This window comes from Bacillus cereus group sp. MYBK79-1, assembly GCF_051915365.1.
Lineage (GTDB): Bacteria > Bacillota > Bacilli > Bacillales > Bacillaceae_G > Bacillus_A.
Genome location: NZ_JBQAEO010000003.1, coordinates 330,282 through 350,880 on the forward strand (window position 1 = coordinate 330,282; position 20,599 = coordinate 350,880).

The window sequence follows — 20,599 nt, forward strand, 5'->3', positions numbered from 1 at the left end:
GTAGGATGTAAGTGAAACATGCATTCCTACTCGGTTTTAGAAAGGATGGATACATATGAAAATGACTGTTGTCGGCTTTTGGGGCGGCTTTCCAGAAGCGGGAGAAGCAACGTCGGGGTATTTATTTGAACACGATGGTTTTCGTTTACTTGTAGACTGTGGTAGTGGTGTACTAGCACAGCTTCAAAAATATATAACACCATCTGATATAGATGCAGTTGTACTGTCGCACTACCATCACGATCATATTGCGGACATTGGGGTATTGCAATATGCGAGATTAATTACCAGTGCCACAAAAGGACAACTACCGGAACTACCAATATACGGTCATACGTTTGATGAGAATGGATTCAACTCTTTAACGCATGAACCGTATACGAAAGGAATCGCGTACAATCCAGAAGAAACACTTCAAATTGGACCGTTCTCGATTTCGTTCTTAAAAACTGTTCATCCTGTTACATGCTTTGCGATGCGTATTACAGCAGGTAGTGATATCGTAGTATACAGTGCTGATTCCAGTTATATTTCCGAGTTTATTCCATTCACGAAAGATGCTGATCTTTTCATTTGTGAGTGTAATATGTATGCACATCAAGAGGCTGCAAAAGCAGGGCATATGAATAGTACAGAAGTGGCGAGTATTGCGAAAGATGCGAACGTAAAAGAACTTTTATTAACGCACTTACCGCATACAGGAAACCCATCTGATTTAGTAGAAGAAGCAAAACAAATTTTCAGTGGCCATATTACGCTAGCGCATAGTGGCTACGTATGGAACTCATGAGGTGATACGATGTTATTTATTGATAATAAAGGGATTACAGATCCTAGAATAAACTTAGCAATTGAAGAATATTGTGTGAAAAATTTAGATATTAACGAAACATACTTACTGTTCTACATTAACGAACCTTCCATTATCATTGGTAAAAACCAAAACACAATAGAAGAAATTAATGCAGATTACGTAAAAGAACAAGGTATTCATGTCGTTCGTCGTCTATCAGGCGGAGGCGCAGTATATCACGATTTAGGAAACTTAAACTTCAGCTTTATTACGAAAGATGATGGAGACAGTTTCAGCAACTTCAAAAAATTCACAGAGCCTGTAACGAAAGCGCTTGGCAAATTGGGTGTAAATGCAGAATTAAGTGGTCGTAACGACATTTTAGCTGAAGGTAGAAAAATTTCAGGTAACGCGCAGTTCTCAACGAAAGGTCGTATGTTCAGTCACGGTACGTTACTATTTGACTCTGAAATCGATCACGTCGTATCAGCGTTAAAAGTAAAAATGGATAAGATCCAATCAAAAGGAATCAAATCAATCCGTAGCCGCGTTGCGAACATTACAGAGTTCTTAAACGAAAAAATGACGACAGAAGAGTTTAGACAACTTCTTCTAGAAACAATTTTCGAAGGGGAAACAGAAATTCCAACGTATGAATTAACAGAAAATGATTGGAAAGAAATCCATAAACTTTCTGAAGAACGTTACCAAAATTGGGATTGGAACTACGGAAAATCTCCGAAGTTCAACTTACAACATTCACACCGCTTCCCAGTTGGACAAGTTGATGTTCGTCTTGAAGTGAAAAAAGGAACAGTAACAGAATGTAAAATTTACGGTGATTTCTTCGGTTCACTAGATGTGCATGACATTGAAGAGCGTCTAACAGGTGTACAATTTGATAAAGATGCATTCACTGCAGCTTTAGAAGGCGTAAATATCGCGCGCTACTTCGGTAATATTACAACAGAAGATTTCTTACATTTATTCTTCTAAAAATAAGGGAGGTTGCCGTAACGGGCAGCCTCTTTTTTTTGCGTAGATTGTCACGTTTTGTCGGTAAGTCGATATATTTTAAAAATCGCTGATATATTTCGAGTTGCGGTCGATAAATTCGGAAAATCGCTTATATAATTTCATTCACCATAAAATCACAGGACATTTGCCCCTCGTAAAGGAATATATATGTCAAAAGGAGGCGGTTCGAAATGAAAAGGGTAATGTACGTTGTATTACTGCTCAGCTTCGTTATCGGAATGACAGCCTGTAACGATGAAACGTCCTCAAGTCGTACACTTTTATCTATTGGAAAGCCAGCGAAGGATAATGTCATATATTTTACGCATACGGATAACAAACGAAAGATAGATGATATACAAACTATGTTTCAAAATAAGAAATGGAAAAGAAATGAAACGTTTAGTACGGTGAATAAAACACCAGATCTTGTCTTGTCGATAGATGAGGCCAATACCGGGTTACCGACATTGTATGTTACATTGTTCTTTCATGAAAATGGAGCGGACGTTCTTAACTTGTACGGGGAGTATACGAGCTTAAATAAAGAAGAAATTGAAACGCTGAGAGAAAAGATGAGTGCATATTATCCTAAAATGATTTTTGGTCTAGTTTCATAAATTACTTGCAAATAAAATTCCTTTATCCTTCCAAAGTAAATGAAGAGGAGGTGATCTGTTTATATGCAGTTAATGGAATATCACTTGCCACTTTAATTTTCTTTTAATATAATTAATTTAGAATTTTTAAATATTCTAAATTTTATAAAGGTGGGGTTTGTGTGAATCTCGTTCAATCTTTGGCTGAAACGGCGAAAAAGAAAGGGGATAAACCGGCTTATATATTTATGGATCAGTCGGTCTCATATGACCAATTAAACAAAATGGTCACAAGGTTTTCTAGCAATTTAGCAGAAATGGGCATTGGAAAAGGGGACAATGTTGCATTAGTTGTTGGAAATTCACCACATTTTTTGGTCGGTTTATACGGAACAATGAAAGCGGGAGCAACTGTTATTCCAGTTAATCCAATTTATACAGCAGACGAAATGCATTACATTTTACAAAATGGAGATGTAAAAACAATCATCGTACTCGACGTCCTTCTACCTGTTATACAATCTCTTACAACTAGACTTCCTTCACTTGAAAACATCATCATATGCGAAACCTCATCAGATTTTAACCATACAGAAACCGAAAAAATGAAAACGTTTACGAGAATGATAGGGGCTGGAGATTTAACTTACGAAGGCCCAGAGCTAGATGAAGAAGAGGTAGCGGTTATTCTATACACTTCAGGCACAACTGGAAAACCGAAAGGTGCTATGTTAACACATAAAAACTTATATAGTAATGCGAGCGATGTGGCGTCGTATTTACAATATACTGCCGATGATCGCGTCGTTGCGGCATTGCCGATGTTCCATGTATTTTGCTTAACAGTGGCGGTAAATGCGCCGATTGTGAACGGGGCAACTATTTTAATGTTACCGAAATTTAGTCCGAAAGAAGTATTCCGTATTTGTCGCACGTACGAACCAACGATTTTTGCTGGTGTACCGACGATGTACAATTATTTATATTTATTCGAAGAAGCAAGTGCAGAAGATGTGAAGACGCTTCGCCTTTGTATTTCAGGTGGTGCATCAATGCCTGTTGCTCTTCTGCAAAACTTTGAAAAACGTTTTGATGTAATTGTTTCAGAAGGATACGGTTTATCAGAAGCATCGCCAGTTACTTGTTTTAACCCGCTAGATCGTCCGCGTAAACCTGGATCAATCGGTACAAATATTTGGCATGTAGAAAATAAAATTGTGAACGAACTTGGGGAAGAAGTACCTGTTGGCGCAGTCGGTGAATTAATTGTTCGCGGGCCTAACGTTATGAAAGGATACTATAACGCGCCAGAAGATACAGCAGCGACATTGAAAGACGGCTGGCTGTATACAGGAGACTTAGCGAAAAGGGATGAAGAGGGTTACTTCTATATCGTTGATCGGAAAAAGGATATCGTCTTAGTTGGTGGTTATAACGTATACCCTCGTGAAGTAGAGGAAGTATTATATACACACGAATCTGTAGCGGAGGTTGTTGTAATTGGCGTTCCTGATGAAAACTTAGGAGAAGCAGTACGAGCTTACGTCGTTTTGAAACAAGCTCAAGTAACAGAAGAAGAACTGATGCACTATTGCACGTTACATTTAGCAAAATATAAAGTGCCAATGAGTATCGAATTTTTAACAGAATTGCCGAAGAATACGACGGGTAAATTGTTAAGAAGAGCGTTAAAAGAGAAAGCGATGCAAGTATAAAAATAGGGGCAACCATCTTTATGAAGGTGGTTGCCTTTATATTTTTTAGAATTGGTTAAGCTATAACCCCATATATTTAAACCGTAATATGACTCATAAGGAGGAGATATACGTGGGGCAAAAGGAATTACGTTTACGGAGAGTTCAATACCTTATTTGTGACATTATGGATGAAATGAATTCTGAAAATGAGAAGAAAAACTTAGAAATACTGCAGCAAGTCATTGATCATCTTTCAGGTGCGATAGGTGATTTAGTCGATCCATCTAGTACGTATTCTATTGATTATTTAGAGAGAAAGGTTCATACGGCACATTATTTACTATTTAAAAATGAACGAAAGGCATATTTGTGCAGGAAATGATATTTTTTATTTGATATTGATAATCATTATCAATATGATAGTTATGTTGAGTATATTTTTATAAAGGGAGATGTCATATTGATAATGATTAAGAAAAAATATATTAATGCATTCGTTATAGCGGCAACTTTAGCAGTTCCATTAAGTGGCTTCAGTGCGCCAATTGCAAAAGCAGATGTGATTGAAATGAAGGCAGCTAGTAAACTTGCAGATGGTACATATGATGTTATTTTAAAGACTTATAAAGATCAAACGAATGATACATCAGTTGCATCTACATATTTAAAAAATCCAAAAGTAACTATTCAAGGTGATAAAAAAATCGTTACGTTAACAGTTCAAGATAGTAGCTATTTTCAGTATCTTAGAGTAGAAGATCCAAATAAATTAGGGACATTCCATGATGTAAAAGTAATCTCCGAAGATAAAGCGAATAATGGTACGAAAGTTGTTCAATTTGAAATTGGTGAGTTCTCAAAAAAATATAATATGCAAATGCATATATTAATTCCAGCAATTAAATATGATCATAAATATCAACTACAGTTTGAAATCGATGCAAGTGCAATTGAACAGAAGCCTAAATTCTCAGACGTACCAGCTTGGGCACAAGAATCAGTTCAATATTTAGTAGATAAAGAAGCAGTGCACGGTAAGCCAGACGGTACATTTGCACCGGCTGAAAATATCGATCGTAGTTCAGCTGCAAAAATATTAGCAACTGTTTTAGGGTTAGAAATTAAGAAAGATGCAAAGCCATCATTCCCTGATGCACAAAATCACTGGGCTACACCATACATCGCAGCAGTTGAAAAAGCAGGTATTGTAAAAGGTGATGAGAAAGGTAACTTTAATCCGAACGGAATTATTAACCGTGCATCAATGGCTTCTATGCTAGTAAATGCATATAAATTAGAAAGAAATGAAAATATGAAACTACCAAAAGAATTTGCTGACTTAAACAATCATTGGGGTGCAAAGTATGCCAATATTTTAATCCAAGAAAACATTTCAATTGGAACAGATAATGGCTGGGCTCCAGATAAAGCGGTAAGCCGCGCAGAAGCAGCACAATTTATTGCGAAGACAGATACGTTAAAGAAATAAATGAAATAGAGTGAGAAAATAAAGGCGCACAACGTTCACTTTTGTGAATAGATTGTGTGCCTTTTTGTTGTGGGATTCATTAATGGGATAGAGGTAGATAAAGTATTGCCTCTTTGGATAAGGGGCCAGATAAACTTTCTCGAGATTACTCTATTTGGGCCGATGTGTATTATCAAGATGGTAGTGGTACGAACTATCAAGCGAAATTCCCAAGTGGAACGAATGATTGGAACCGTAGTGCAGTTGTAATCCCTGCCACGAAGCCAATTAAACGTATGGAAATCTACCTTCTATTTAGAAGAGAGAATAAAGGAAAAGTTTGGTTTGATGATATTCGTTTACTAGAGGGTAACGCTCTTATTAAAAACGAGTATGACAACGATGGAAATGTTGTTGCCGCGTATGATGAAGAAGGACAGAAGAACAGTTTCACATATGATGCATCAGGAAATAAAAAGAGCGAAACAGATGAAAAAGGAAATACAAAACTATATGATTACAACAAAGATAATTTATTAACAAAGGTTACATTAAAAAATGGTACCTCTGTAAATTATCGTTATGATCATAATGGAAACACAACAGAAAAATCTGTCATGTTTGGTGGGAAAACACAAACACACAAATATGAGTATGATGTAGATAACAAAAATACAGTGTATATCGATGCGTTAAACCGTCGTATTGAAAACACGTATGATGAAAATACAAACAAGATTAAAACAAAAATGCCAAATGGCTCTATTTTAGAATCTGTATATGATACAGCAGATCGCGTCGTTGGTGAAAAGCGAAATGCAAAAGATTCCTTTACATTTGAACGTGATCAAAATGGACAAGTTACGAAAGTGAAAGATCTTGTTAATGGTGTAGAACGTACGAAAACATACGATAAGGCAGATCGAGTTACAAGTGCAACAGATAGCCGAGGCGGAAAAGTTGACTGGGCATATCACGACAAAGCAAACAGTAAGACAGAAAAGCTAAAAGAACAAACAGTAACGCAAGGCGGATACACAAATAAAGTATCGTATGACTACAACACGTTAGATCAAAACATTCGTGTGACAGACGGTTCGCAAACGTATCGCTTTGATTATGACGATCAAGGGAATGTTCGTACGTACACAGCTGGTAATGGTTCAGGTTCTACTTTTAACTATGATCATGCGAACAAAATTAAAGATTTAGTAGTAGGTACATCAAACAGTATTCTACTTTCTGAACGCTATGAATATGACCAAGCGGGTAACCGTACGAAGATTAAACATGAAGGTGCGGGCGGAAAAGTAACAGAGACAAACTTTGTATATGACCCGATTAACCAATTATTAAATGAAGCATTACCAAACGGAACAAGTAAATCATACACATATGATGGGTTTGGAAACCGTACAAGTGTGAAAGTTGTAGAAAATGGAAAAGAAACAAAGTCTATAGCGGCAACATTTAATGAAGGAAATCAACTTGTAAAATTCGGAAATGAATCGTTAACGTATGATGCGAATGGAAATCGTACATCAGACGGAAAGTACAAGTATACATGGAATGAAAATGACCAAATTGTAGCTATCACAAAACAAGGTGAAAGCAATGCATTCGCAACATATAAGTATGACGAGGATAATCGTCGAATTGAAAAGAGTGTAAATGGTCAAGTAACACGCTACTTCTATGATGGAGATAGTATTAATCCGTTATATGAGACAGATGGTAGTGGAAAAGTACTTCGCCAATATGTGTATTCCGTAAATGGTTTACGTTTGGCTATGAAATCGCAAGGACAAACATTATACTATCACTATAATCCTCGTGGTGATGTCGTTGCGATGACTAATCAAAACAAAGAAATTGTAGCAACGTATGAATATGATTCGTGGGGTAACGTAGTAAAGAGTGACGCAAAAGGTATCGCAGCAGACAATCCATTTGGATATGCGGGATACATGTATGATAAAGAAATTGGCATGTATTATCTGATTGCGCGTTATTATAATCCAGATCATGGCGTGTTCTTATCAGTGGATCCTGATCCAGGTGATGAAGATGATCCGATTACAATGAATGGGTATACGTATGGTGATAATAACCCTATAATGAACATTGATCCAGATGGGCATTTAGCATGGTTTGTTCCAATTGCTATACATGGGGCTAGAATGGCTGCTCCTCATGTGGCACGTTATGCTGGGAAAAAATTAGCTAAACGATACGTGAAGCAGCAATTAACCTATAAAGGGAAAATCCGCAAAGAATTAAACTTTCAAACTAAGAAATTGTTTGACGAGCATTATCAGAAGCATGTAATAAAGCAAAAAGAGTTTGGGAAAATTACTAAGGCACAATATTTACAAGGGCACGTAATCTCTTAAATTCTAAACCTAGTTCCACAGTTTTAAGGAAAAAGAGACAAGGAAAAAATTAGTTTATAATACTCAGACTAATGAATTTGGAGTTTTAAGTAAAAGGAAGAAAATCTCTACCTATTTTAAACCAAAAAGAAAGAAAAAATACTTTGATGAACAATGATAATAATTTAAAGGATGATAAGATGAAGAATAACGATATGAATTTTATATGTTTAATCTGTGGTTTCGATAATTTATTAGACCCACCATATGAAGATGGTTATCCATCATATGAGATTTGTCCATGCTGTGGTTTTCAATTTGGTTTTGATGATTGTGATCAAGGCTATACGTTTGTTGAGTACAGAAAAAAATGGTTGAAAGAAGGTGCGATTTGGCATGACAACGAAGAAAAACCAACTGGGTGGTCATTAGAAAAACAATTAAAAAATATTGAGTGATTTCATGGAATAAAGGGTTAAAGAGAACACTAATTGAAAATATGTTTATATGAAAAAGAGTTTGAAGCAATTCAAACTCTTTTTTATAATTGTGTAACGTAGTAGCGATGACAGACCAAAATAGGCAAGGTGTAGCAACGTACGAATATGATTCATGGGGTAACGTATTAAAGAGTGATACGAAAGGTATCGTAGCAGACAATCCATTTGGATATGCGGGATACATGTATGATAGAGAAATTGGCATGTATTATTTGATTGCGCGTTATTATAATCCAGATCATGGGGTGTTCTTATCGGTGGACCCTGATCCGGGTGATGAAGATGATCCTGTGACGCAAAACGGATATACGTATGTAGATAATAATCCGGTAATGTTGATAGATCCAGATGGTAATATACCGGTTCCACTTTTAGTAATGGGAGCTAGAGTGGCTGCTCCGCATGTAGGTCGTTTTGTTGGTAAATAATTGGCTAAACGTGCTGTAAAGCAACCATTAAAATACAAAAATACGAAAGCAGTAGCAGGTAAAATTACTGGATATACAAAACATGGGTTTAATCAAGCGATTAGTCGTAATAACGGATTAGGGTTTCACCAAAGACCATCTTACATACTGTTAGGTCAGGGGTAGCTATACAAAAAGATCGTGGAACAATTAAATATACTAGTAAACAAGCTGTAGTTGTTTTAAATAAAAAGGGAAAAGTCGTAAGGACTTTTGCTAGAGGAGCGAAATATACACGGAAAGGAAAGGAAAAAATAAGCGTGGGTAAATTTGATAGAGATATGCAAGGGTTATTGCAAAGTATATTAAGGGAAAAGCAACCTGAGTTATTGTGGATTGCAAATTGTAAGGACTTTCGTATATTAGAAATTGAAACCATACATGAGTTGAGAGATATATTAGCAGATGAATTAATTGAAAAGGGCTTTGATGAACAAGATAATATTAAGGATTTTGGTAGGAATTTAGAGAGATTGATTGATATGTTTGGGGATTTACTGCCTTAATAGTTTGGATGCATAATGGATTTGTAGGAAGGAGGGCTAATATTGGCTCTTCTTTCTTTTTGGATCGTAATCCAATGAATTCAATTTTAAACGAGACATTACCAAACGGGACGACTAAATCTTACACATATGAGGGATTTGGAAACCGTACAAGATTGAAAGTTGTAGAGAATGGAAAGGAAACAAATCGTTAACGTATGATGCGAATAGCAATATAAAAAGACTTTAGCATATAAAAAGAAAAATAATGAAAAGCGTCCCCCGCTAAATAAAAGCGATTATTGAAAAGGATGAGTGATTATGAAGTTTTTTTAAGTGGTGAATTAGAAGGAGATATTGCTGAGGAATTTATAAATATAATTTTAGAAATCGGTAGTGAACTTGAGGGATTAAATAGGAATGATTATGGTAGCGAAGTAGAAGAAATAGCTATAATCCCTATAGTAGCTAAAATAACTCCGGAATATGAAGATGCGGGATTTTTTAAAGAAAGAAAGCTTTTTAAAAGGAAGAGTAAAGAAGCAGATTTTAGATTAAGGATTGACTATGAAACATTTTTATCTGCAGATTATGCTACGAGAAAAATATTGATAATTAGAAATATTATTCACTCTATTAGAATATTAGGGGGAAGGGCTAAGTCTGATTTTAATGCAATAAAGCTAGAGCAAGATATTTTACAAGTTTTTAATATCGATGGGAGTATGTAGTAGGGCATTTTACAGATGAATATTACGTAGTATCTTTACGTTCGGAAAAAATGATTATTTGTTTACTATGCCGAAGACTGTGTTATAGGAGAGAATAAATGGAATCAGTATTATTTAATAAATTAAATTATACGTTACAAATCGGGAAAATTCGTATGTTTATACCAGATTTTAGTTCAAAGGAATATATTATTTTTGAAGATTTAGCAGGACTTTTAGATTTAGAGACAAATTATGATGCAATGAAATTTGTAAGGAATCAAGTTAAAGAAGCCGGAATAAAAGGTAAGGTTCGTTTTGATTCAGAGAGCGATTGTGTAGAAATATATTCAACTAATGGGAAGACGTTGTTACAAGTTGCGATTTTAGTGAATGAACTTATAGACGAAGCATTTACATTTGCGAATCAAAGAGAGTATGAACAGTTTATTGGATCTTGGAAACGACCTAAAAAGCAAAAATGGAAAGTTGGAGATGTATTTTCTATTTCATTACCAAATGAGACCTACTTCTTTGGACAAATTGTTGAGTTGTTTGAAGATTTGGAGCCTCTATGTGTTATATTCGATTTAAATCTGAAAACATTACCTACTAAAGAAGCTGTTAAAAATGTCAATATTTTAACAGCATTGATGCTTAATGGAACAGAATTTGATGATTATACTTTTAAAGTGATTTTTGATATGGATATAATGGGAATAATAAATGAGGCCACTAGAAGAAATCCAGTTAGGAATGTATTTTGGAGTGATTCTCATTTGGTAGATTTCTGCATGGAATATAAATTAGAAGAGAAACAGGAATTTGTAGAAAAGATACTTGCTAATAGAAACTTTGTAATTGAGTATAAATGAGGATAGCAATTTTTATCCGTACTATAAAGTAATATGTATTTTCTCCAGCTAAGAGTATTGATCTTTATTATGAAAATCGCGAAATAACTTTGTATGGCGAATTTGTACATGTAGGGGAACGATGAGATGAACTTTGAATTCAAAAGAGTTCAGTGTATTGAAGATAGTAATATATATCGGGTGGATAATTTTACTGACATATATGAAACGGATTTAAATAGTAATGATGATTGTAATATTGATAATTTGAATTTTATTTTTCAACAGAGGATTCATCAATTCATTATACATGTAGGTAAATCAGAAGTATTACATTTTAAAGAGGAAGTAGATTCTAAAAATATTTTCTATAAGATTTTAGATTTTGGAAAGAATAATATTTTCTTTGTTTTTGAATCTATACGAAAGAAAGAAGTACTGTATATTATCAATTTATTTTATAGTGTAAGTATAGAAAACACGTTAGCTATAATTTGTTTTGGAGAAAAGGTTCATATTGAATTTGAAAAAATAACTCAAAATAGGGTTATAGAGTATGTAATGGGGAAGTGTTTTGTTCCTAAGATCACATTAGTCCCATCATCGGCGTGTGCTTTTATTCAATATGATGGTGCATTATTAACAATTGTTAGTAACAATTTAGAAATATAGAGACAGAGTAAGGAAAGATAAAGTTGTTAGAGAGAAGAGTGAGTATAAGCTCTTCTCTCTTTATATATGTCATGGTAATGTGAAAATTTGTTTTTAAGGAGAAAATATGGACACATACATTGAAATACACAAACCTGCAACGGAAAATAACGGATATTTTCTAGTTTTAGATGAACATGATAATTTTGAAAATGATAACATCTTGAATTTGTTATCGACAATTAATAGATATATAGTTGATGTTGATACGGGCATGGAACGATTTATGGAAACAATGATTTCGAAATTTCATTTATATCTTTTAGTGAATTGTGATGGGGTTCAAGAAGAATTAACAAAGGTGCAAAATTACATTTGGGAAAATGAATTAAAAGAGCTTAACTGGAAAAAGTCGACTGTAAAGAGCACAATTTTAATCAATCATTATGATCCCGCAACTAATATTTTCGATGTGATTTCCCCTGTATGTATGGAGGGGGGCCTTATGTTTCTTTTCTCTGAAAAAGAAGTAAACGAAAATTAGCTAGAGCGCATTATAAAGCATATGAAATTTGATCGGACAAGAGTATATTTCAATAAAGAAACAATTGAACTAGCCGGGAAAATGGGTTATATAATAGGTCATTTTGAAGATGAGTATTATATAGTATCTTTACGTTCGGAAAAGCAAGTATTTGTTTGTTATGCGGAAGAACGGATTATGGATTAAAATAAAAGTTACAGAAGTTTTTACGTTGAGAATGAAAATGCACTCGAATGTTTGGGTGCGTTTTTTTACAACTTCTATATTTAGAATCAATGAGAGGATTTTCATCTATATGAAAGATATCCTATGTAAAGAGTTAAAAAGTTTTAAGTCTATTGTTGAAGCGTATCAGTTTAAAAAAATGAGTTTGGATTATAAACAAAATGTAATGTTACTCGTACAAAATGATACGGATCAGCCTTGTATAATTTATTTGGATAAAAATAATTTACATATAAAGAGTTTCAATTTAAATATGGATATTGATGTTGAATCTGTCAGATATATGCAACGAATTGGAGAGAGGTGGTTGCTTATATTTAATTATGCAGGTGATAATGCAGTTATTTATAATCCAGACGGAAGTGAATATTGTAAGTTTTATGCCGGAGAAGGCATTCAAGATTGTCAAGTTGATGCGAATGAAGATATATGGGTTAGTTATTGTGATGAAGGGGTTTTCGGAGAGTGCCCAATTGGAGTAAGTGGTATAGTTGCTTTTGATTCTAAAGGTCAATCGATTTTTAATCATTATGATCAATATGTAGAAAGGTTTAATGTGCCTTCTATAGATGATTGTTATGCAATGAACGTTATAGATGGAGACGTTTGGCTCTATTATTATTCAGAGTTTCCTTTAGTTCAAATGAAAGATAAAAAAATTCATATGTCTTGGAAGGAAATACATGTAATTAAGGAAATACGATCGAAAAGTTTTGCGGTTGCCCAAGATAAAGTAGTATTTATTACGCAAGATAAAAAGTTAGTAGTTTATGATTTAAATAATAGTCATGTGTATGATATAAATCTTCGTAATGAACTTGGAGAACCGATTCAATTTGGCACTTATTATAGCCGTGGATCTGTTATGTATTTTCAGACGGACGATACGTTGTATTATGTTGATGCGCTTAATATATGAGGTGATAAATATAAAAAATGCACCCAACAATTTGGGTGCATTTTTTCATAACCGTTATATATTCCTCTTCATCAACTCTCCAACTTGCGTCGCAACGTACTCAACATCATTATCAATTTCATCCAATACGTAAGATTCCAAAATGCCCATGACAGCTGTTCCTAAAAACTTTAAAACGATATGTGTATCAATGTTTTTATTTACTGATGTATTTGTGTTTAATTTTTTCTCTAGTTCACCCATGATGAACGTTAGGAACTTTTTCTGAAATGATAAGGTGCTGTTGCTTCTAAATAACGATGCGAAAAATGGTTTATGTTCTTTGAAGTATTCAAACCATATGATAGTTCCTTCTATATAACCTTTTGTTTGTTTTATATCGCATATTTCTCTTAATTGATTTAAATGGTCGTCCACAATTTTGTCTAATAAATTGTATTTATCTAGGTAGTGTAAGTAGAAAGTTTTTCTTCCGATGTTTGCTTTTTCTGTAATGTTTTTTACTGTAATTTCGTCAAATCCATCTTCAATTAACATTTCGATAAATGCGGATTGAATGGCGTTTTGTGATTTTATAATTCTTCTATCAATTTTCTCCATATGTTCCTCCGTTCTTTAATACACACATATTGTGATATGTGTATTAATACTCGAATAATTGAATGTGGTCATTGAAACAGATTCATGCTCACTTTATTATAAATATACACATGAGTATTAACTCTCACAAGTGTAAAATCGAAAATAAAGGTGGTTTAAATATAGCGATTATAAAGAGAAGGGTACTTTAATGCGTGAGGATTACAAGTAAGAGGAAAATAACTTTGATGTGCTTACTATTTACGTTCTAGGCACATAACAAGCTATAATAGAAGAAATCAAGAAGGAGGCTGGCTGTGAAAAATCTTCGTTATTTCAATATATTCACTATTTTAATTGTATACACACTACTCATGTTTTACATCGGCTGGAACGGATGGGTTTGGCTTAGTGCGGTGTTCGGCTGGGAATCTTGGGGATATTACGCTTTCGTAGTCGGATTTATTTCATATGCGTACATTCTCGTGCAAGTGTTTAAGTTCTTGCCATTTCTACGAACGATAGGTTCAATTTGGTTTGCGGTTATACAATACGCGCTTATGCTGTTGCCGTTAGCAAATATTACGGTCTTTCTTTTACAGTTTTCAGTGGAGAAAGAAGCGGCAATTATTTGGACAGGAACGGCCGTTTTACTTGCGTTCATCTTTATTTTTGCGTATGGAGTATTCAACGCATATAGCCCAGTAGTTAGAAAGTACGAGGTGCACATACCGAAAAAAGTAGAGGGACGTAAAAGTTTACGCATTGCGATGGCTTCTGATATGCATTTCGGTAAATTATCTGGCGTTGCGCATTTAAAAAGACTTGTCCGTCATGTAAATGAGATGGAACCTGATATTATTTTACTGCCAGGAGATATTATCGATGATCATCCAGGTGTGTTCATTCAAAAAAATATGGGACCAATTATGAAACAAATGAAAGCTCCACTAGGCGTATACGGTGTGTTAGGAAACCACGAATATTACGGACGAGCGGTTCCTGAATTTTTACAAGAGATGGATAAGATTGATATTCGTATTCTGTTAGATGAAGTGATTACAATTGAAGATCATTTTTATCTCGTTGGAAGAAGAGATAAAACAGAGCGAGATCGTCAAAGCTTTGAAAATCTAATGAGTACGGTAGATAAATCTATGCCAGTTATCGCAATGGATCACCAACCATTTGAGTTGAAACAAGCAGCGGATGCTGGCGTCGATTTACTATTATCCGGTCACACGCACCGCGGACAAATGGCGCCGAATCATATTGTAACGAGAAGAATGTACGAACTAGACTGGGGATACGCAAAAAAAGGTGCATTCCACGCCATTGTTTCTTCTGGTTTCGGATTCTGGGGACCACCGCTTCGACTTGGAAGTAGATCTGAGATTGTGCAGGTGGAAGTTACGTTTGAATAGGTGTATAAAATAGAGAGCGAATTGCTCTCTATTTTTCAATAAAAAAAGGCTCCATATAAGAAGCACTCAATAAAAAAAACATAAAAGTATAATATTAAAATGTTTAGATTTATGATTTGTATTGATATCAATTTCATAAAAAAGGTACGATTAGAAGACGCTGCTGAAATGAAGGGGGATTATAAGTGATTATATCAGATGTTATTTACGGTGAATTTAAAGTGGATCCAGTAGTAGAAGAATTAATTGCAAGTAAATCTGTACAAAGGTTAAAAGGTATTCATCAAAATGGCGCAAGCTACTTAATAAATGAGCACTGGAATGTAACGCGCTTTGATCATTCAGTTGGTGTTATGTTGTTAGTGAAAAAACTCCGTGGTTCAGTTGAAGAACAAATCGCAGGTTTACTACATGACGTATCACATACTGCTTTTTCTCACGTGATTGATTACGTTTTTCATAATGAGGGTGAAAGTTATCATGAAGAAATATTTAGTTCTGTCGTGAAAAACTCAGAAATTCCAGCGATTCTTTCAAAGTATGGTTATAACTATGAGGACATTTTGTTAGATGATTCGAAGTGGACATTACTGGAAAGATCAGCACCAGAATTATGTGCAGACCGAGTGGATTATACATTACGAGATATGTATACATATGGGTATATTTCGTTAGAAGAAGTTCACAGTTTTTTAGAGGATGTCATCGCAGTAGATGGGAAAATGGTTCTTCAAAGTATCGAAATGGCAGAATGGTTTACAAAGACGTATTACAAAGAAGTAATTGATTTCTTTATGAAACCAATGAATATTTACGGAAACGATATGTTAGCGAAAACGTTAAAGTTAGCTCTTCATAAGAGGGTTATTCATGCAGATGATTTCCTTCTTGAAGACGATGAGCTTATTTCGAAATTGCAGCAATGTAATGATTCAGAAGTACATGCTTTATTAAGAAAAGTTCATTCGAATGTAAAAGTAAAAGAAGATAGAAACGATTATGATTTGTATCAGAAAAATAAAGTCCGTCTTATTGATCCTCCATTACTTCGTGAAGGCGAAGTTGTTCGATCGTCTGTCGTATCAGAAAACATAAGACAGATGAGCGAAATTGCTTATGAAAAAGCGGTGAGAGGGGTGTATGTGAAAGTGATTTCTAATTAGTTTATCCCACTTTAATGGGCAGTAAGACCCCCACCTCAAAATTCAGCGAAAGCAAAGAATTTAGGTGGGGGATCAACTGCCCATTAAAGTCCGATTGGTTCAACTAATAATCAGTGGGGGATGAAGAAAACCCCCACTGATTAAAGTTTCACTTTATTTATAATAGGAAAAGGTGTCATCAATTATGATGACACCTTTTCGCTTTAAAGGGTTGTTCGTATGGAAATGTGTTACATTTTTACGATACTACTTTATTTTACCAGGAAAATTCCTTTTATAGTGAAAAATAAAATTTGTAATGTTTTCCATTAAAAATAATTTGTGAAAAATATACTTATTTTAATTGTGACGAAAATAATATATTTTTTTAATAGTCAATTTATAATCGTTCGTTCTTTATATATTGATTGTTATATTTTTTAAGGTAATTTAAAGGTTTTTGTCGTTTTTTGTTGTTATTTTTATATTATGATAAAAATAATGTTCGTAATCAGCCATTATAACAGAAAAAATTTAAAAAACCAGAATTGAATCATATCGTTTATTTTAATATAATTTATTTGTAAATTAATAACATATTTGGGTTATGATTCTTTATTGTGGCGAGGAATTTTTTTAACGTAGGGGGATTTACAGAATGATTAAAACGGCGAAACCTGAAATGATGAATGAATTAAAAGAAACAGTGTACAAATTCTTTCCGAAAAATATTGTGAAAGAAGAAGGATTGTACGAGGAGTCCAAAGAGCATAAAAGGTTTGTAGACTTAAAAGAGAGTTTTATAAAAAATGAAAGCTCCCAAAAGGAGATTCTGTCGTTAATCGAGTCTACATTTTGCGATTATCACGTGTCAGATTGTACAGATTTAAACCTATATAATTGTCTAGAATATAATGTGTTACTAAATGGAAAAGAACCGATGTTAAATGATGATATTGATTGGATACGAAAATCAAGAGGCGAACGCCTTGATTTAGGGGTTTTTGTTAGCTTACTTGATAAATATTATTATTACTACGTATTAAAAACAACATATGATGAAAATGTAAGAGAATGGACTTTTGAAATCATCGATGTAGAAATGGATACTATTGGTGAATTTGCAAAACGAATGCATACAAAAGGATTTATGAGAGTAGAACGAGAGATTGCTAGAACTGCAATTCCTGATATAGAAACGGAATGTTTACGTATGGGGGAAGTTAACGTATTCCACGCTTTATTCACGGATTCTGTTAGTGAAATATAGGTTTTAGATTAATAAAAAGGTTGTGTAGCTATTTGCTACACAACCTTTTTGATTAATAATCAAACCAATTCCAAACCTCAATATCTCCAAGAGTCGCATAACGAACGTGAGGCGAGTTTTGTAATTTTAATAACTCTTTCGACGGCCCAGTAATGACAATGCCGTATACTTTCACGCCGTTATCTTTTACATACTGATAGCGCTTATCTAAGTTCAGCTCTTTTTCATGAGTTCGAGTAGTTTTACTTACCGTTTCTTTATGTTCAGAAAGAATGCGCATCATTTCGATTACTTCATCTTCTTTTGTCTTTGGTCGTTTCGCCTCATTATCAGGGAGATTTATATGCTCTCGAAATCCGATAACCTCTCCGCTATGCAAGAGAAAATCGTCTTCATTTATTCTTTCTTGTCCTGTGTCTAAAGCGTACCATACAGGAGTTGGCGGCATTTCTTGTGCTTCAAATACGCTATATAAAAGAGATTCTAATTCTTGTAAAGTGTAAGCTTTATCGAAAGATATCGCTACTTCTGCAACAGTTCCCTCATGTACTTTTGCAAGTGTACCCCACACTTTTTTAGATGGTTCTTTCAAATGGTCCCCTTGCTTGATTTTTGGGTGAACAAAGGAAAGTTTGTTTGAATAAGATCTGTTTTCCCAGGATGGATTTGAGACAGTCACAGATGATAAGAAACTACGCGTTGTTACTGTACCGATTGGAATTTCTTTTTTGCCGACTGTTTTATATAAATCGATTTCATTTTCTGTACGGAAAAAGGGTTTAATCTTTGTGCTGCCTCCAGCGGAACGACTATTTGGCATTGTTGCTTCTAGTGCGAGTGATGGAATCTCATCTACTTCGACTAACTTTTTCATGTTATAGAAGTAAAAAGAAGATGAAAAATGACCAACAAAATAGATTGCTATACAAACAGCAAGAACAAAACTAACGGTTTGCCAACGTTGTTTCCACTTTATTTTCCAAAATGGGACATTAAGATTTTGTGATGGTAGTCTTTTCTTGATCGGCTCACTCTTCGTAAGCAATTCATCCAAATACACTTCACATTCCTCACAAGTCTCTATATGACTTTCTAATTCTTCTTGTTCATCACGTGTGAGTGTTCCTTTTTTATATTTTTCCCATAGTTTATTAAATGCTGTACAACCCATCTGTATCACTCCTCTATGTTTCTCGCTTCTTTCCGTCCGCGGTGTAATTCAATTTTCACTTTCGCTAATGAGAGACCGGTCATTTCTGCTATTTCCTTATAGGCGAATCCGTAGTAATCTCGTAGTAGTAGGACATTTCGTCTTTCGAGCGGAAGAGAAGATAAACTGTCTAACCAACTAGCAATCTCATGTTTTACGAAATATTCATGTTCTGTACTGGGCACGTTTGGTAAATGGAATTCTTCCACTTTTGTTGTTTTATATTTTTTCTCTTTTCGATACCAATCGATAAAGGCGTTGTAGGCAATTGTAAATAACCACGGCCTAATTTCTTCGCCTTTGTAATAATCAATATGGACGAGCATGCGATAAAAGGTTTCCTGCATGAGATCTTCCGCACAGTGAGAATCTCCGGTTAGGGAGAGAAGATAGCGAAATAAATCATGCATATGATCTGAATAAATGTCTTCTAATGATTGGTTGCGTTTCACTAATTTCCCTCCCTTCATACATAACAACGAAATACATATAAAAAAGTTACATTTGTTTTTAAAATTATAGTAAAAAACGTCAAGAATTGGATAGGATTCTCTTTTATCATAATACATATAAGGCGGGTGAACAGAGATGGAAAGCTATGAAACACAAATTCAAAGGTCAATTGATTATATCGAGGAAGATGTAATGGAAAAACAGACGCTGCGTAATTTAGCACGTATTGCAGGTTTTTCTGAGTCGCATTTTCATCGTGTATTTCAGGCGTTAGTAGGTGATACAGTAATGGAGTATGTTCGAAAGAGGAGGTTAGCCCGGGCAGCTTATCAACTTTCTCATACGGATGAAAAAGTTATTGATATCGCATTTGAGCATGGCTTTCAATCTCACGAAACGTTCACGAGAGCCTTTAAAAAATTATTTCAAATGACACCGAGTGAATATCGAAAACAAGAAATTGAAACGCCGATGTATTACAGCGTAAATGTAAAACAAAGAAAATTAAATCCGTATTTAGGAGGCATACAAATGGAATATCGTATTGTAAATAAACCAGAATTTTTAATGGCGGGTTATGAACTGAAGACGACAAGTAAAGAAGGGAAAAACCATCAAGACATCCCAGCATTTTGGCAAGAATATTTACAAAAAGATCTTGGAACAACGATTCCGAATCGTAAAGATACGAGCCAATGGGTAGAGCTTGGATTATGTACTGATTTTAATTTAGAAACAGGGGACTTCACTTATATTATCGGAATGGAAGTTACAGGGTTTGAAAATGTACCAAATGAAGTTGCGAAGCGTACTTTCCCAGCAGCGACATATGCCGTATTTACAACGCCAAAAGTTCCTCATGAAGAAATGGTATCGTCTATTCATCAAACGTGGAATGCTGTATTCTCAGAATGGTTCCCGCATTCAGGATACGAACATTGCGGCGTTAATGAATTTGAACTATACGATGAGCGTTCCCATGCAGATAAAAGCGAGTTCGCTCAAATTGAACTTTGGATACCAGTGAAGAAAAAATAATAGAAAGAAAAGCGAGCCACTGAGTGGTTCGCTTTTATAATATAGGTTGCGATATTTGACGGTTTTTGTCGGTAAGTCGATATATCTTGAAAATCGCTGATATAATTCGAGTTGCGCCGATATATTCAGAAAATCGCCGGTATAATTTCACGTACCGATGAACTATCGCGATAAGCAAGAAT

General features: G+C 34.6%; 22 protein-coding genes and 2 pseudogenes. 21 read left to right on the forward strand and 3 right to left on the reverse strand.

The genetic code is table 11. The features are described from left to right. Positions 1-55 precede the first annotated feature (55 nt). From ACTFOB_RS08560 to ACTFOB_RS08640, 17 genes and pseudogenes are all read left to right on the forward strand, one after another. A complete protein-coding gene (locus ACTFOB_RS08560; RefSeq protein WP_440026696.1) occupies positions 56-790 on the forward strand; it encodes an MBL fold metallo-hydrolase in 735 nt (244 codons plus the stop codon). 9 nt (positions 791-799) lie between these two features. Then, positions 800-1,789 (forward strand): lipoate--protein ligase, encoded by a 990-nt coding sequence (locus ACTFOB_RS08565; RefSeq protein WP_440026697.1) that lies wholly within the window; start codon positions 800-802, stop codon positions 1,787-1,789. A 212-nt stretch (positions 1,790-2,001) separates the two neighbouring features. Next, entirely contained in the window at positions 2,002-2,430 is a 429-nt protein-coding gene (locus tag ACTFOB_RS08570; protein WP_440026698.1) for a hypothetical protein, read from the forward strand. A 161-nt stretch (positions 2,431-2,591) separates the two neighbouring features. After that, positions 2,592-4,124, forward strand: a complete 1,533-nt coding sequence (locus tag ACTFOB_RS08575) for a fatty acid--CoA ligase family protein (protein WP_440026699.1) — start codon at positions 2,592-2,594, stop codon at positions 4,122-4,124. Positions 4,125-4,236: 112 nt separating this feature from the next. Then, positions 4,237-4,488, forward strand: a complete 252-nt coding sequence (locus ACTFOB_RS08580; RefSeq protein ID WP_440026701.1) for a hypothetical protein — start codon at positions 4,237-4,239, stop codon at positions 4,486-4,488. Positions 4,489-4,572: 84 nt separating this feature from the next. Beyond that, positions 4,573-5,595, forward strand: coding sequence for an NEAT domain-containing protein (locus ACTFOB_RS08585; RefSeq protein ID WP_440026702.1), 1,023 nt, complete (start codon positions 4,573-4,575; stop codon positions 5,593-5,595). Positions 5,596-5,870: 275 nt separating this feature from the next. After that, positions 5,871-7,967 carry an RHS repeat domain-containing protein gene (locus tag ACTFOB_RS08590; RefSeq protein ID WP_440026758.1) on the forward strand — a complete coding sequence of 699 codons (2,097 nt, stop codon included), beginning with the start codon at positions 5,871-5,873 and terminating at the stop codon, positions 7,965-7,967. A gap of 179 nt (positions 7,968-8,146) precedes the next feature. After that, complete coding sequence (locus ACTFOB_RS08595; RefSeq protein ID WP_226545651.1) at positions 8,147-8,404, forward strand: hypothetical protein; 258 nt, start codon at positions 8,147-8,149, stop codon at positions 8,402-8,404. Between the two features lie 95 nt (positions 8,405-8,499). Beyond that, positions 8,500-8,802: pseudogene (locus ACTFOB_RS08600) on the forward strand (RHS repeat-associated core domain-containing protein); the annotation flags it as partial. Between the two features lie 72 nt (positions 8,803-8,874). Continuing rightward, positions 8,875-9,039, forward strand: coding sequence for a hypothetical protein (locus tag ACTFOB_RS08605; RefSeq protein ID WP_440026705.1), 165 nt, complete (start codon positions 8,875-8,877; stop codon positions 9,037-9,039). A 134-nt stretch (positions 9,040-9,173) separates the two neighbouring features. Next, positions 9,174-9,419, forward strand: a complete 246-nt coding sequence (locus ACTFOB_RS08610) for a hypothetical protein (RefSeq protein ID WP_440026707.1) — start codon at positions 9,174-9,176, stop codon at positions 9,417-9,419. Positions 9,420-9,493: 74 nt separating this feature from the next. Then, a complete protein-coding gene (locus ACTFOB_RS08615; protein ID WP_440032722.1) occupies positions 9,494-9,613 on the forward strand; it encodes a Wall associated protein in 120 nt (39 codons plus the stop codon). Between the two features lie 96 nt (positions 9,614-9,709). Then, a complete protein-coding gene (locus tag ACTFOB_RS08620; protein ID WP_440026708.1) occupies positions 9,710-10,129 on the forward strand; it encodes an Imm44 family immunity protein in 420 nt (139 codons plus the stop codon). A 98-nt stretch (positions 10,130-10,227) separates the two neighbouring features. Further along, positions 10,228-10,983, forward strand: coding sequence for an Imm26 family immunity protein (locus tag ACTFOB_RS08625; RefSeq protein ID WP_440026710.1), 756 nt, complete (start codon positions 10,228-10,230; stop codon positions 10,981-10,983). A gap of 126 nt (positions 10,984-11,109) precedes the next feature. Next, on the forward strand, positions 11,110-11,634 hold the full coding sequence (locus ACTFOB_RS08630; RefSeq protein ID WP_440026712.1) for a hypothetical protein: 525 nt from the start codon (positions 11,110-11,112) through the stop codon (positions 11,632-11,634). A gap of 106 nt (positions 11,635-11,740) precedes the next feature. Next, positions 11,741-12,343, forward strand: a pseudogene (locus ACTFOB_RS08635) (hypothetical protein). A 109-nt stretch (positions 12,344-12,452) separates the two neighbouring features. Continuing rightward, positions 12,453-13,301, forward strand: coding sequence for a hypothetical protein (locus tag ACTFOB_RS08640; protein ID WP_440026714.1), 849 nt, complete (start codon positions 12,453-12,455; stop codon positions 13,299-13,301). A 54-nt stretch (positions 13,302-13,355) separates the two neighbouring features. Here the strand turns inward: ACTFOB_RS08640 and ACTFOB_RS08645 are convergent, their stop codons facing one another. Then, entirely contained in the window at positions 13,356-13,901 is a 546-nt protein-coding gene (locus ACTFOB_RS08645) for a TetR/AcrR family transcriptional regulator (RefSeq protein WP_440026716.1), read from the reverse strand. A gap of 296 nt (positions 13,902-14,197) precedes the next feature. Here ACTFOB_RS08645 and ACTFOB_RS08650 point away from each other — a divergent pair, with 296 nt between their 5' ends. The 3 genes from ACTFOB_RS08650 (at position 14,198) to ACTFOB_RS08660 (ending at position 17,716) form a co-directional block, all read left to right on the forward strand. Continuing rightward, positions 14,198-15,304 (forward strand): metallophosphoesterase, encoded by a 1,107-nt coding sequence (locus tag ACTFOB_RS08650; protein WP_440026717.1) that lies wholly within the window; start codon positions 14,198-14,200, stop codon positions 15,302-15,304. Between the two features lie 185 nt (positions 15,305-15,489). Next, on the forward strand, positions 15,490-16,467 hold the full coding sequence (locus tag ACTFOB_RS08655; protein WP_440026719.1) for an HD domain-containing protein: 978 nt from the start codon (positions 15,490-15,492) through the stop codon (positions 16,465-16,467). 637 nt (positions 16,468-17,104) lie between these two features. Further along, positions 17,105-17,716: a hypothetical protein gene (locus ACTFOB_RS08660; RefSeq protein ID WP_440026721.1), complete on the forward strand. Its 612-nt coding sequence runs from the start codon at positions 17,105-17,107 to the stop codon at positions 17,714-17,716. Between the two features lie 52 nt (positions 17,717-17,768). On the opposite strand, the gene ACTFOB_RS08665 is transcribed toward ACTFOB_RS08660, so the two are convergent. Both ACTFOB_RS08665 and ACTFOB_RS08670 read right to left on the reverse strand, forming a co-directional pair. Next, positions 17,769-18,887 carry an anti-sigma factor gene (locus ACTFOB_RS08665; RefSeq protein WP_440026723.1) on the reverse strand — a complete coding sequence of 373 codons (1,119 nt, stop codon included), beginning with the start codon at positions 18,885-18,887 and terminating at the stop codon, positions 17,769-17,771. A gap of 5 nt (positions 18,888-18,892) precedes the next feature. Further along, on the reverse strand, positions 18,893-19,396 hold the full coding sequence (locus ACTFOB_RS08670) for an RNA polymerase sigma factor (RefSeq protein ID WP_440026725.1): 504 nt from the start codon (positions 19,394-19,396) through the stop codon (positions 18,893-18,895). Positions 19,397-19,514: 118 nt separating this feature from the next. Here ACTFOB_RS08670 and ACTFOB_RS08675 point away from each other — a divergent pair, with 118 nt between their 5' ends. Continuing rightward, on the forward strand, positions 19,515-20,417 hold the full coding sequence (locus ACTFOB_RS08675; protein WP_087957680.1) for an AraC family transcriptional regulator: 903 nt from the start codon (positions 19,515-19,517) through the stop codon (positions 20,415-20,417). Positions 20,418-20,599: the final 182 nt, after the last annotated feature.